Below are 13,061 nucleotides of genomic sequence, written 5' to 3'. Positions count from 1 at the left end.
AGTGCTTACCTACATTAGTCCTGTTACTTGTCCATTCTTATCTAAGCGAATATGCTGAGCAGCAGGTACTTTTGGCAGTCCTGGCATGGTCAACACATTTCCCGTAAGAACCACGATAAATCCGGCCCCGGCCGAGAGACGAATTTCACTGACATTCACTACGAAATCCGCAGGAGCTCCTAATAAGCTGGCTTGATCTGAGAAGGAATAAGGTGTTTTAGCCATGCAAATAGGCAAGTCTGACAACCCTAACTCTTCAATTTTACCTAACGTTTTCATGGCTGCTGGTGAGAAGGAAACATCAGAGCCACGATAGATTTCTGTCACAATCGTTTTGATTTTATCTGTTATGGGTTTGTTTAAGTCGTACAGTGGCTTATAGTGAGAAGGAGCTTCCTCCAGCACACTAACTAGCTTCTCAGCAAGCTCCACACCGCCAGCACCACCATCTGCCCACACATTTGAGACTGCCACTTCAATGCCGAGATCCTGACATTTCTCATTGACAAAAGCGACCTCTTCAGGAAAATCTGTTGCAAAATGATTAATCGCTGCTACCACAGGCACACCAAATTTTTGTAAGTTCTCGATGTGACGTTGCACGTTAGCAAAACCGGCTTCCAAAGCAGGAAGGTTGGCTTTTTGCAGCTCGTCTTTTGTTACACCTCCGTTATATTTAATTGCTTTTACAGTAATGACCAGTACAGCAGCCTGAGGTGTGAGGCCAGCTTTCCTGCATTTGATATCAAAGAATTTTTCAGCACCAAGATCAGCGCCAAATCCAGCTTCCGTTACTACATAATCGGCTAGCTTTAGAGCAAGTTTGGTACCAATTACACTGCTGCAGCCGTGAGCGATATTGGCAAAAGGCCCACCATGCACAATGACAGGAGTTCCTTCAGTGGTTTGTACGAAGTTAGGCTTGATTGCTTCTTTTAAAAGAACAGTCATAGCATCGATAGCCTCTAATTGCTTAGCTGTTACTGGCTTATCATCCATGTCATAACCGATAATGATCTGACCCAGACGTTCTTTTAAATCTTCCAAACTTTCGCTTAAACAAAGGATGGCCATGATCTCAGATGCTGTAGTGATCATGAAGCCGTCTTCACGAACTATGCCATTCGTATCGCCTAATCCAACTACAATATGTCGAAGTGAACGATCGTTCATATCGAGTGCTCGTTTCCAGACGATTTTGCTTGGATTAAGTCGCAGCGAATTATGTTGAAAAAGGTGATTATCAATAAGGGCAGATAATAAATTATGCGCTGCTGTAATGGCATGAATATCGCCTGTAAAATGTAGGTTGATTTCTTCTGCGGGTAGTATTTGAGCATTGCCACTGCCTGTAGCTCCGCCTTTCATCCCCATGCATGGACCTAGTGAAGGCTCGCGTAAGGCGGCTATTGTTTTTTTACCAATATGATTTAGTGCCTGAGAGAGTCCAATAGTTGTCAGTGTTTTACCTTCACCAGCAGGCGTAGGGTTCATGGCAGTCACTAACACTAATTTTCCATCTGCTTGATCCTTTCGTTTTTCCCATGCATCTAATGACAGCTTAGCCTTGTATTTCCCATACAGCTCCAGATCATCCTCAGTAATACCTACGTGATTTGCAACTTCTACAATCGGCTTCATTTGCTACCTCCTGTTCCATTAGGTGATATTCTGTCCATCCACCCCATTATAGCTCCTATGTAGGTAAGGAGAAAACGAAATTTACCAATAGAGGGAGAAGCAAAGTGTTTTTCTCCGCAATTAGACGGTTAACTTGCTATGACAACAGTAAGCTGATGAAAAAGGGGACGAATGAAAAAAAGAATGGGTAACATAAATCAATAATCACATTTAGTTGTAGACAAAAACAGTTAATGTCTATTATTATATAAACAAATGAAAAACATGTTTGATTTTAGGTGAGAACATTTCCGACAGTCATATCTTACACAGAAAGGAAAATTACGATGTCTACAAGCAGAAAATCGGAATTGAAACGTCAATACAAAGAAACCAAGCCAGTGGGAGGGGTATATCAAATTAAAAACATCCGCAATCAAAAAATATTCGTAGGAAGTACGCCTAATTTAAAGATGATGAACGGTCGGCTCTTTCAATTAAAAACAGGTACTCATCCAAATAAGCAACTACAGCAGGACTGGAATGAATATGGAGAGGAAGCTTTTATTTTTGAGGTTTTGGAGGAGCTAAAGGAAAAGACAGAGGGATATTTTGATCCTGCTGATGAATTAAACAAGATGTACGAAAAGTGGTTAGTCAAGCTACAACCTTATGGGGAAGCGGGTTATCATAGCGCAGCACAATAGGAGCTGAAGTGTAGTTTTTCGCTAATTGAAAGTCCCCCTTGAGGTAGTAATAGATACATCTTCGCTTGAAGTTTTTTCAGAGGAGAAGGCGTTCTATAGTTATACCAGTAGCTTTTTACGAATAAAAATTTTCAACAGGGGATGAATGCAGATAGCAACCTGTGACTATCTCTTTTTTCTTTAAAAAATAGGGGGAAATATGGTGGAAACAATAAAACAACCGCATATTTTTTCACATAGGTTTATACGCGTTATTCTTTTATCAGGAATTTTTCTACAGATTGGTACGTGGGTTCGTAATTTTGCTGTACTTCTCTACGTCATGGAGATTACAAATAATGACCCGTATGTCGTCTCTTTGATATCAGTGGCAGAGTTTGCCCCCATCTTTATTTTTTCATTTATTGGTGGGACATTTGCTGATCGCTGGAGACCAAAGCGGACAATGGTATGGTGCGACATATTAAGTGCCATTTCTGTGTTTTGTGTATTGGGAACGCTGATGTTTGGATCGTGGAAGGCTATTTTTTTTGTTACATTGTTTTCTGCGATCTTATCGCAATTCTCACAGCCGTCAGCCATGAAGTTGTTTAAACAGCATGTACCAGCTGAACAAATGCAGGCTGGAATGGCTATGTTTCAAACCCTGATAGCAATTTTTATGATTCTTGGTCCAGCGATTGGAACAATGATATATCAAAGCTTCGGCATTACAATTTCTATTGGAGTAACAGGGATTGCATTTATATTATCGGCAGCCGTCCTGTATCAATTGCCAAAAGATCAGCGTCCAGAACAGAACCATGGTCAAACAAGCCTGCTCCAAGAAATGGGGGATGGCTTACGGTATGTATGGTCTAAGTTTGTCTTACGCCGGTTAAGCATGTGTTTCATAGGAGTGGGTCTGGCTGTAGGTCTTATCCAGCCATTAGGTATTTTTGTAGTTGTAGAACAATTAGGATTACCGAAAGAGAACTTGCAATGGTTGTTCACAACGACGGGGGCAGCTATGCTCCTTGGAGGGGCAGTGGTAATGGGCCTTTCCAAAAAAATCTCTCCACAAAAACTGCTAGCATTGGGGCTTTTGAGCAGTGCATTTTCCGTATTTGGTATTAGCCTTACGCAAAGCTTTTGGATTGTGTTGATCTTTCAATTTGTAAACGGGCTATTTTTCCCCTGTATTCAAATTGGGATTAATACCATGATTTTGTTTTCCTCTGAGCAAAAATTTGTTGGAAGGGTTAACGGAGTTCTGAGCCCCTTGTTTTCAGGAATGATGGTCGTAACAATGAGCATAGCAGGGGTGGTTAAAGAGGCCGTTTCTTTACAAGCAAGCTATCAAATTTCCGGATTATTATTCATAATAGCGGTCTGTGTAGTGATTCCTTTATTTAAAATGCAGTTGCAAAAACAAGCAGATACCGGTGAGACATTAGTAGAGCAAGAAGGAGGAGCAGAGAGTTAAGTCCTAACGGGAAGCTACAAACGAGCGTGAAAATTTTGCCATTTGAAGATGTACATAGTAGCTAATCTCAGCGCTGTATCTTCTTCAGCAGTTAACGTAGTGTGAACGTTTGCCTCATGGAGCGAAGCAAACGTTTCGTGTAATGATCTAAGTCAAATAATTGGCAATGTTCAGATTAATGGTAAGAAAGGTTTCAACGGAGCGTATACTCCCGTTGAAGCCTTTTCTTTTACGATTAGGACCAATTCTGTACTCGCCAGATTTGCGTAACCCAGTCTTCATAGAATGCAGGCTCATGAGAAACAAGCAGTATTGTACCCTTATATTGTTTGAGTGCCTCTTTAAAAGCCTCTTTTGCCCCAGTATCCAAATGATTCGTCGGTTCATCTAACACGAGTACATTGCTGTTTGTTAGCATGAGCTCGCATAGTCTGACCTTCGCTTGTTCTCCACCGCTCAATGAGCAGACCTTTTGCCGAATATGCTGTTCACTAAGACCGGATCTTGCTAGCTCCTGTCTTATTTCCTTTTGTGTTAAATCAGGCCGTAATGACCACACTTGCTCAAGTGGTGTTTGATTCGAAGCCGATCCTTCTTGCGAAAAATATGCTGGTTTTACTCGTTCCCCAATTCGTACGGTACCACTTAACGGTTGCAGATACCCTAGCAATGTGCGAAGCATGGTAGATTTACCTATACCGTTATAGCCTACAATTGCGATTTTTTCACCGCGGGTTACTCGTAAATCAATTGGCCCCAATAAAGGCTCTGTATAGCCGATTTGTAAATTGCGTGCTTCTAAAATCTGGTTAACTGGCTCCGAATGAATGTGAAACATAAAGCATGGCTGCATTAAGGAGGTGGGTTTCTCCATACGAGCTATTTTTTCTAATGCCTTTTCACGACTCTTTGCTTGTTTAGCCTTGCGAACACGATTTTTTTCAATAAAATTCTCTAGCCTGGATATTTCTTTTTGTTGCCGTTCATATGCATCTTGTAGTTGCTGTTTATTTTGGGCATAGCTTGTTAGGAAATAATCATAGTTACCTGCATATCGTTTGATCGTCTGATGCTCTAAATGATAGATGGCAGTTGTGATTTCGTTGAGGAACCGCTGATCATGTGAGACCACAAGAAAGGCATGCTGATAGCTTTTTAAATAATTGATAAGCCATGCAATATGTGCGTCATCAAGATAGTTTGTTGGCTTATCCAGTAACAAAGCATGGGGCTCTTCTAATAAAAGCTTTCCAAGCAAAAGCTTTGTTCGTTGGCCACCGCTGAGCGTTTCCACATCGCGATCCATACCAAGCTCATAAATGCCTAGTCCAGAAGCAATTTCTTCTATTTTAGCTTCTATCTGATAAAAGTCAGAGTGATCCAGGATACTTTGCAACTCACCATAGCGAGCTAACAATTGTTCAAGGTTATTTTTAGGGGTAGCCATTTCCTCTGTTACTTGAAGCAGCTTTTTTTCTATCTCATACAGATGGGCAAAAGCTCCTTGTAAATACTGCAAAATGGTTGTGCCAGCCTGTAAATGAATATGCTGCTGTAGGTAACCTATTTTGAGATGAGAGAGCCACTTCACTGTCCCTGAACCAGGGAGGAGTTCCCCTGCTAAAATGCGAAGGAGAGTTGATTTTCCCGCTCCGTTGCTGCCAACTAGACCGGCATGCTCTCCTTGAAGTAGTCGAAAGCTTATATTTTGAAAGATAATGTTATCCCCATACATCTGTGTAACATTTTCAACCGCTAATATGCTCATTACGTATTCTCTCCTTATTCTTTCACATGGAAAGCCAACGAGAGAACAGCATGATAAAAACAATATTCAATTAGCTGAACATAAAAATGGGTAAGGCGAATATACCTTACCCACTACCCAATAATGTTAGTAAGAAAGGAATAAGATTTTTTATCTACTGTTCTCACCATTGGCTTATGAAAAATGGGCAGACTTCTCCCGTAGTAAGCCTAATCTCTTAGAAGAACAGTCGATAAAATCATCATATCCTTTTCTACACCTCATTATCATGTTAGATTTTTATACACTTACAGTATATGTAAATGTTTATTGGAATGTCAAGCAACTAGACCGGTTTTGCTTACTTTTCGTGTTAGACTTCTTTCTTAAATGGATGAAAAAAAGTCTTAGGAATATCTGTTTCAAAACGCAGCAGTTCGCCCGTACAAGGATGCACAAAGGCTAAGACTCGTGCGTGTAGCCCTAATCGACCGATTGGCTTAGATTTAGCGCCGTATTTCTTGTCACCTACTATAGGGTGTCCTATATCTTCCATGTGGACGCGGATTTGATTTTTCCGGCCTGTCTCTAGTTGGACTTCCAGCAAGGAGAAATTCCGATCAGACTGGAGCACTCTATAGTGAGTAATAGCATGCTGTCCATCATTTGGACGGTGACTGGAATACATTTTTAATGTACTACTTTCTTTTAGCCAGGATGAAATCGTTCCCTCTTGCTTTTTCACGTTACCTTCCACAAGGGCAACATACAAGCGTTCCTTGACACTGTCTTTCCAGGAATTTTGGAGTGCCTGTTGAACACGTTCACTTTTAGCAAACATCATAACGCCAGATGTGTCTCGATCTAGGCGGTGCACAACGAAAATCCTATTTTGGGGATTCTCAAGACGAACATAGGCCATTAATTGACGATAGACAGTTAATTCCTTCTCTTGCGGTGAAGCAATTGATAGCAAGCCGGCTTCTTTTTGGACAACAATTACATCAGCATCTTCATATAAAATCTTGATGCCAATCATCGGAGGCGTTTCCGAAACCTTCTTATTCTGTAGACAGACCGTTTGCCCAGGGTGCAATACATGATTATGGGTTGTCACAACTTTATCGTTTACTAATACCTGACCACGTGTTAACAGGGACTTAATGGAGTTACGGCTGAGATTTGTAATATGCTGTAATAAAAACGGTAGTAATTCAGACGGTTCTTTTACCGTATATTGTTTGGCTGGAGCCTGATTTTTACTGGTAAATTTCCTGTTGTTTTTTGTAAAGTGCTGTTTGGGGTGGTTCCTTCTATTATTCATGAGACAAACCTCTTTCTTAGAAACTACGATACACGCTACACGAAATTGTAACTGATAGCTTCTATACTAACAAATAAAAAACAATCCACCAAGCAGAACCGAGCAAAGCAGGTATTCCAGGTGAGAGATGAGAGATACTGAGAAGAGAAAGTTAGCGAGTATCAGGGTATATTTGGAAAGAGATTCTTGCGAAAACGTCTGTTTGAAATAATTACTACTTCATAACATTCGTGCTTTTTTCTTTCCCTGTCTTCTTCATTTTTGTTATAATGGTGCTTAAGCCAATTAAGGGAGTGTTACAAAAAGATGGATGCATTGTTTGACCAATTGAAAGAATATCTAAACATGGATACAGAAATCTCTTTCCTTGAATTTGATAAGTATTATAAAGACGTATTGGTATTTTTAGATAGTGAATGGAAAAACTTGACCGAAGAAGATACCATGCGTATGATCTTCATTCTTGATAACTTAAAGGCAAACAGCGAAGAGCGCTCTAAGCGTAAAGGAAAAGAAGCAAAGAAATTCGCTAAAATTGCTGAACGCACAAACATTTGGGCTCAAGCAATGATTAAACGTATGAAAGAATTCGGTTTAAACGACGAAGAGATCGGTAAGCGTTACGAGGAAATTTACGAAGCTGTGTAGGTATGCGCTTTATCCGATTAGGTTATGTAAGGCCTGATTCCTTATGGGAGTCAGGCTTTTTTCTGTTATAGTACCCATCTATAAACCAAGAAACCTTACAAAAATTTAAGGTTTCTGTAAGACTTATCAATAGGTAATGGCAAGATTGTTGGACTACAATTAGGTTACAACGAGGCAAAAGTCGAAACATGTCGAAGAAAACAACGTCCTATAAATAGAAAGGAGGCAGCAATCATGAATCATGTCTTACAAGGAACTGCACAACCGTTAAAAAAGAGCAAGCCTAAAGCCCGACGTACACGTGTACCAAAGTGGTTAGTAATATTGTTGATTGCTGCGCTTTTTTTCCAGATTATTGCATACTCTATTGTAACGATAGCCGGTTCTTACTTAATAGACCAACAGATCTTAAGTAAGACGGTAGGGAGTAGTTTAGGAGGCAAAGGGACATATGTTGCCACAGACGAGATGCCTGCTTATCTGAAGGACGCTTTTATTGCGATTGAAGACCATCGCTACTATTACCATAAAGGAATTGATTACATTGCATTTGGACGAGCTTTATGGATTAACACGATGTCAGAAAGCAAGCGGCAAGGCGGAAGCACGATTAGCATGCAACTAGCTAGAAATTTATTTTTAACAAATGAGAAAACCTATACACGCAAGCTAAAAGAAGCCTTCATTGCGATGAATTTAGAACGCCAATATTCTAAGGATGAAATCCTAGAGATGTATTTAAACAATATCTATTTTGGTCATGGAAAATATGGCATTGAAGCAGCAGCACAATATTATTTTGGCAAAACGGTACGATTACATGATCCAAAGCTAAAAACAATTAATGAAAGTGAAGCAGCAATGCTTGCAGCCTTGCCAAAAGCACCAGAAAATTATTCACCAATCAAATATCCTGACAAGGCAATGACCCGGCAACATGTGGTATTAAGCCGAATGAAAAAGCTAGGTTATATCACAGATGAGCAGGAACAGAATTTTTTGAAGCAAAAAATAAATGTACCAGCAACAGGAAATGAACTTTCCAGAGCCGCCTCGCAGTCTTAAGCTGTCAGGTCCCCACTGGTAATAAATCTGATTTTAAATAAAACAATAGCCTTCCATGATGGAAAGGCTATTGTTGCTTTTACTCGATAGTACTGTAGGTTAAGACACTGCTTTTAGTCCAGTTACACCGATGATAATGATGATGAGGCTTATAATACGTCCTATGCTCTTTGACTCATTGAAAAAGATCATATTTACTAGTACTGCACCGGCTGTTCCCACACCAATCCAAACGGCATAGGCTACACTTAACTGAAGATATTGAAGAGATGTGTAAAGAAAGGCAAAAGAGGCACCGAACCCTCCAAAGAAAAGAGCCGTATTTATCAATGTTTTATTTGTACTAAATCTTTTTAAGCCTATTACTCCCATTAATTCAAATATTGCCGCTAGAAAAACAAATAACCAACCCATAATTAAGCAGCTCCTTTCCCTTGTGCGTTCCCGCCTTTATTGTCTGCAAGCTTTAATGAAATCACGCCAATGACTAGAAGCCCCATAAATAGACCTTTTGCCAAGCTGAATACCCCTTCAAAGATAAAAATATCCATAAGGGCAGTGCCTACTGTACCTGCTGCTGCGAAAATAGCATAAACTGTACCCGTTGGTAATGTTTCGCATGCTTTAGAGAGTAGATAAAAATCTGCAATAATAATGACAACCACAATAGCCCAGTGCCACCATGCGGCTGCCACGTTAAAAGCATAAACCCAAAGCAATTCGAATAAACAAGTTAACATGACATAAATCCAAGCTCTATTCATAAACAATCATTCCTTTTTTTAAAATTGTAAATCACTCATTTCAAAATGATCGGTAAAAGCGCAAAGAATTAGTTACGTAATCGGCCTCTTCTTCATGTACTTCTTTGCTTTTATTGTCTGTAGGTTCTAATGAAATTACACGTAATGGTTATGCTTTATCACCAAGAAATGAATGAACGTCAGTCATTTTTGTCTTAAAAAAAATATGGCACATACCTGATAGCTTTATTTATTTTGTAACAGTGATCTCTTGATGAAGTTATAGGTCTCAGCTTTAACTATATCCACAGTATCATCCTGATCACGCCCTATATAAAATCGTTCAGCCGCATTCTCAACAAGGTTAATAATCATTTTTGCCATTCGCTCAATATTAATATCACTGATAATCTCGTTATCGTTTATGGCTTTGTTTAATATAACTTCAAACCAATGATAATAGGGACGGTATATCGCTTCCCATTTTTCCATGGAATGATCGATGGCAAGACCGGAATAGCAAAGGACAATAATGTCTTTGTAAGAATCGGTTATGTGAAAGGTTTCGTCAATCACAACCTCTAAGACGTCCCAAAAGTTTTCTTTCCCTTGAGTCTTTTCTTTAATTCTTTCTAAAGTGGTGGTGAGAAGATTATCTGCAATGGCTGGAATTAAGGCTTTCTTAGATGAAAAATATAAATAGAAGGTTCCTTGTGCAACTCCTGCTTTTTGTACGATATTTGAAATAGAAGTCTTATCGAGTCCTTTTTCTGAAATGACGTCAATGGCAGCTTTTAAAATTTTATTGTATTTATCGTCAGAAGTGTTAGCTATATTGATTACCTCCCTTCCGAGAAATGAATGACTATCATTCATTATATAGTAGCCTTAATGTAATGTCAAAAAATCAAAGGCATCTATGTTAATCCATTGCGTCATGACGAAAGAAGTGGGCAGGTTCAAGAATGTTTTCGTTTAGAAGCTACACTAAACAATTAGTAAGCATGAATTCATTTTTCCTTTCCTTCTAACGGAGTAACCTGTTGTTTCCCCAGTCCTTTTCAGCACTGGATATTATTTCTTGTATTATAACAGTATTATTTAGTAAAAATAGTATTAATACAGAGAAATAAAGAGTATTCGAGAGATATGGTAATCAAATACCGGATAATCGCTGTAAAATGTGCTATAACAAGGTTTTTTATTTAGATGCTGTTGTAGTACAATAAAATCAACAAATGACAATTGAAGCACGAAAACATACGGAGGCGATTAACATGGAGAAATTGACTCATTTCTTTGCTACATTGGGACCAAAACAATGTGAATGCTGTGGCCAACCGATTACAGAACAAGCCGAATCCTATATGTCCGAATGCTTGGAGTGCTCCGAGAAGAAGTACATCATCGTAGAAGCTTAATCAATTTGTTTTAAAATACTCTTTTATGGAACCCTTTCTTTTCTCCCTATACACACCCTTTCTTAAGCCATTCTGCCAGTCAAGCAGAGTGGCTTTTTTTTATCGGTATACATCTTTGTGTATTCGTGTATCTGTTAATGAAAAAAAAGGATTGAAGTCATTCATTTTTCTTTTCGTTTTACTTGCACCAGTCAAAAAAACAGGGCATTCTAAGAACAGAATATGGAGAGGAGCTTTTTGATGTTTCATCCAATTATTTATGACAATATAAAGGTTGTATTAGAAGGCGCTGTTTATGATCATGATTTGGATGGCGATATTTTGGTAATAAATCGAGTAGATGCTGTTGATTTGGCTAAATTTGGACGCTATTTTCATATTCAATTTCATTTATTGTCTTCCAAGGAAGACACCAGCAAGCATAAGGTTACTGCCGAAATTCAGCTCTTAACGGAACTAGCTGATATCGCAAGTGAGCAGTTAGAGCAAACGCTTGCTGTACCGATGGGCTGTCGGATATGCATTCATTTCGGTGTATCAATGAGGGATGTACGTTACGAATCTGTTCAAGTAATTGATTTGTTAAATGAAATTTGGGGACATCGACCGCATATTACACAACAGGTCATGTTTACAGTAGACGAGCATCAGGAATTTAGATGGCCGCCTGAACAATTTCAGGTACGAATTAAACTGGATTTTCATCGGAAGATCGATGAAGGAAATATCCCTGATATAAATGAAATTGTGGAGTATTGTATTAAATCCTTGCGATTACTTGAGGAACGAGAGGCATAATCTGGGGATACAGTCTGTATGGCAGTAAAGAAACGAACACGGCCATAAAAAAATACCGCATCCAAGTTCATAGCTCGGATGCGGTATTTTTTATAGCGACCTTCTTAGTTGATTATCCTGTAGGAAAAACGGTGGGTTTTCCTAATCCTGTGGTACAGGCAGATCAGGAGCTGGTTTTTTCTGTTTAAGCGGAATGGTTACGGTAAAGGCGCTTCCTATACCTACCTGACTGCTTACAGTGATTTTTCCAGAATGCCGTTCAACAAGTCGCTGGCAAATTGTTAAGCCTAATCCTGTACCACCACTATTGCGATTACGTGATTTTTCCGCACGGTAGAATTTAGTGAAGATTTTCGATAAATCTTCTTCCGCGATACCGTCACCTTTATCAATGACAGAGAAGCTCACCTCATTGTTTCCCATATCACAGGTAAACAGGATACTTCCATCAGGTTTATTATAATGTATCGCGTTATTTAGTAGGTTTTCTAAAACACGTCGTAGTTTTTGCTCATCCGCCTCCATATGTAATGAATCAGACACACGGAATTTACTGGAAAAGCTGATGGGGCTTTGCTCCAGACGGGCGGCGTATTCCTCAGCGATGTTGCTAGCGAATGTTCGGATATGAATGCGGGTTAGGTTTAGTGGAAAGCGACCCATCAATTGATTATGGTCCTGTAGCTCATCCAATAGGTTTTCCAAATCAAGAGCCTTGTCTTCTATTTTTGCCATTTGCTTCTGTATTCGCTCAAGATCGGTAACCCGACCTGAAGCAATATAAGAGGCATATCCCTTAATTGTAGTTAAAGGCGTGCGAAAATCATGCGCAATCGCAGCCATCAATTCTTGTTGTCGTTCCTCGACAAAATTGAGCTCTTCCACCATGTCATCGAAATAGCGGAATAGTTGCCCAAATTCATCGGTAGATTGATAAGAAAAGGCAACATCTCGTTTGCCTAGCTTAATTTCCTGAGTAACACGAGAAAGCTCATTAACAGGGCGTAGTATCCAACGAATGACCACAATAAATAGTATAATACCTATGAAAATTAAGCTGACATAAATATACACAATGATCATGGTGACTCCTTTAGAAGCGAGAATATCATAATCATCTGTATAAAATCGGACAACAGTTCTACCTTGCACAGGAGCACTACGATCAATGGAATACTCTGCTATAACCTTTTTTAATCCTTTGCCTTTTGCATTATAGGCTTCGGAGGTTTTCGTGGTAATGGCATGTCCATTCTCATCCTCTACCACAATCGTATACATCAGGTCTTCTGGTAACTGTTTCGTTAATTCTTTTAATTCATTGGGATCTTTAAACAAGGAACGACGAATCACTTCATTAAAGCTGACTCTCTCGGCCACTTCTTTTCCCAGCAAAAACTGCTCGTGGCGATCTGTTTTAAGCTGATCCACAATAATGTTTTGAAAAACAAAGCGGTAGGCCAAAATATGAATCACGATGACAGCTAAAAAGGCGAGCAGTATTTTATTGCTGATTTTCACGA

13 protein-coding genes are annotated in these 13,061 nt (G+C 39.4%); 6 read left to right on the top strand and 7 right to left on the bottom strand.

The features are described from left to right. Window positions 1-9: 9 nt before the first annotated feature. Window positions 10-1,641, bottom strand: a complete 1,632-nt coding sequence (locus tag AYJ08_RS18075; RefSeq protein ID WP_064018878.1) for a formate--tetrahydrofolate ligase — start codon at window positions 1,639-1,641, stop codon at window positions 10-12. Window positions 1,642-1,967: 326 nt separating this feature from the next. On the opposite strand from AYJ08_RS18075, the gene AYJ08_RS18070 reads away from it, so the two are divergent. After that, entirely contained in the window at window positions 1,968-2,327 is a 360-nt protein-coding gene (locus AYJ08_RS18070; RefSeq protein ID WP_064018877.1) for a GIY-YIG nuclease family protein, read from the top strand. A gap of 199 nt (window positions 2,328-2,526) precedes the next feature. Then, window positions 2,527-3,792: an MFS transporter gene (locus AYJ08_RS18065; RefSeq protein WP_064018876.1), complete on the top strand. Its 1,266-nt coding sequence runs from the start codon at window positions 2,527-2,529 to the stop codon at window positions 3,790-3,792. A 235-nt stretch (window positions 3,793-4,027) separates the two neighbouring features. Here the strand turns inward: AYJ08_RS18065 and AYJ08_RS18060 are convergent, their stop codons facing one another. Both AYJ08_RS18060 and AYJ08_RS18055 read right to left on the bottom strand, forming a co-directional pair. Next, entirely contained in the window at window positions 4,028-5,560 is a 1,533-nt protein-coding gene (locus AYJ08_RS18060) for an ABC-F family ATP-binding cassette domain-containing protein (protein ID WP_064018875.1), read from the bottom strand. A gap of 352 nt (window positions 5,561-5,912) precedes the next feature. Beyond that, the gene (locus AYJ08_RS18055; protein ID WP_064018874.1) at window positions 5,913-6,863 is read right to left on the bottom strand and encodes an RluA family pseudouridine synthase; all 951 of its coding nucleotides are present in this window, start codon (window positions 6,861-6,863) and stop codon (window positions 5,913-5,915) included. 306 nt (window positions 6,864-7,169) lie between these two features. Here AYJ08_RS18055 and AYJ08_RS18050 point away from each other — a divergent pair, with 306 nt between their 5' ends. Then, window positions 7,170-7,511 (top strand): hypothetical protein, encoded by a 342-nt coding sequence (locus AYJ08_RS18050; protein ID WP_064018873.1) that lies wholly within the window; start codon window positions 7,170-7,172, stop codon window positions 7,509-7,511. A gap of 234 nt (window positions 7,512-7,745) precedes the next feature. Next, window positions 7,746-8,576: a transglycosylase domain-containing protein gene (locus AYJ08_RS18045; protein ID WP_064018872.1), complete on the top strand. Its 831-nt coding sequence runs from the start codon at window positions 7,746-7,748 to the stop codon at window positions 8,574-8,576. 99 nt (window positions 8,577-8,675) lie between these two features. On the opposite strand, the gene AYJ08_RS18040 is transcribed toward AYJ08_RS18045, so the two are convergent. The 3 genes from AYJ08_RS18040 to AYJ08_RS18030 all read right to left on the bottom strand — a co-directional run bounded on the left by AYJ08_RS18040 (window position 8,676) and on the right by AYJ08_RS18030 (window position 10,153). Next, window positions 8,676-8,990, bottom strand: a complete 315-nt coding sequence (locus tag AYJ08_RS18040; RefSeq protein ID WP_031411870.1) for a DMT family transporter — start codon at window positions 8,988-8,990, stop codon at window positions 8,676-8,678. A 2-nt stretch (window positions 8,991-8,992) separates the two neighbouring features. Next, entirely contained in the window at window positions 8,993-9,340 is a 348-nt protein-coding gene (locus AYJ08_RS18035; protein ID WP_064018871.1) for a DMT family transporter, read from the bottom strand. Between the two features lie 225 nt (window positions 9,341-9,565). Then, entirely contained in the window at window positions 9,566-10,153 is a 588-nt protein-coding gene (locus AYJ08_RS18030; RefSeq protein WP_064018909.1) for a TetR/AcrR family transcriptional regulator, read from the bottom strand. A gap of 443 nt (window positions 10,154-10,596) precedes the next feature. Between AYJ08_RS18030 and yhfH the strand changes: the two genes are divergently transcribed. Together yhfH and AYJ08_RS18025 are read left to right on the top strand one after the other, a co-directional pair. After that, window positions 10,597-10,740: a protein YhfH gene (gene yhfH / locus AYJ08_RS23120; protein ID WP_081873078.1), complete on the top strand. Its 144-nt coding sequence runs from the start codon at window positions 10,597-10,599 to the stop codon at window positions 10,738-10,740. A gap of 240 nt (window positions 10,741-10,980) precedes the next feature. Continuing rightward, window positions 10,981-11,538 carry a hypothetical protein gene (locus tag AYJ08_RS18025; RefSeq protein ID WP_064018870.1) on the top strand — a complete coding sequence of 186 codons (558 nt, stop codon included), beginning with the start codon at window positions 10,981-10,983 and terminating at the stop codon, window positions 11,536-11,538. Window positions 11,539-11,679: 141 nt separating this feature from the next. Here the strand turns inward: AYJ08_RS18025 and AYJ08_RS18020 are convergent, their stop codons facing one another. Beyond that, window positions 11,680-13,059, bottom strand: coding sequence for a sensor histidine kinase (locus AYJ08_RS18020; protein ID WP_064018869.1), 1,380 nt, complete (start codon window positions 13,057-13,059; stop codon window positions 11,680-11,682). Window positions 13,060-13,061 lie beyond the last annotated feature (2 nt).

Origin of the sequence: Brevibacillus sp. SKDU10 (assembly GCF_001645205.1) — a bacterium.
Classification (GTDB): Bacteria; Bacillota; Bacilli; order Brevibacillales; family Brevibacillaceae; genus Brevibacillus_B; species Brevibacillus_B halotolerans.
This window is presented reverse-complemented; position numbering and strand designations above follow the sequence as displayed.

Bases quoted from the DNA above. Each gene is read 5' to 3' on its own strand.
- AYJ08_RS18060 (WP_064018875.1), bottom strand. From the start codon at position 5,560: ATGAGCATATTAGCGGTTGAAAATGTTACACAGATGTATGGGGATAAC.
- AYJ08_RS18055 (WP_064018874.1), bottom strand. From the start codon at position 6,863: ATGAATAATAGAAGGAACCACCCCAAACAGCACTTTACAAAAAACAAC.
- AYJ08_RS18045 (WP_064018872.1), top strand. From the start codon at position 7,746: ATGAATCATGTCTTACAAGGAACTGCACAACCGTTAAAAAAGAGCAAG.
- AYJ08_RS18075 (WP_064018878.1), bottom strand. From the start codon at position 1,641: ATGAAGCCGATTGTAGAAGTTGCAAATCACGTAGGTATTACTGAGGAT.
- AYJ08_RS18035 (WP_064018871.1), bottom strand. From the start codon at position 9,340: ATGAATAGAGCTTGGATTTATGTCATGTTAACTTGTTTATTCGAATTG.
- AYJ08_RS18050 (WP_064018873.1), top strand. From the start codon at position 7,170: ATGGATGCATTGTTTGACCAATTGAAAGAATATCTAAACATGGATACA.
- AYJ08_RS18065 (WP_064018876.1), top strand. From the start codon at position 2,527: ATGGTGGAAACAATAAAACAACCGCATATTTTTTCACATAGGTTTATA.
- AYJ08_RS18025 (WP_064018870.1), top strand. From the start codon at position 10,981: ATGTTTCATCCAATTATTTATGACAATATAAAGGTTGTATTAGAAGGC.
- AYJ08_RS18040 (WP_031411870.1), bottom strand. From the start codon at position 8,990: ATGGGTTGGTTATTTGTTTTTCTAGCGGCAATATTTGAATTAATGGGA.
- AYJ08_RS18070 (WP_064018877.1), top strand. From the start codon at position 1,968: ATGTCTACAAGCAGAAAATCGGAATTGAAACGTCAATACAAAGAAACC.
- yhfH (WP_081873078.1), top strand. From the start codon at position 10,597: ATGGAGAAATTGACTCATTTCTTTGCTACATTGGGACCAAAACAATGT.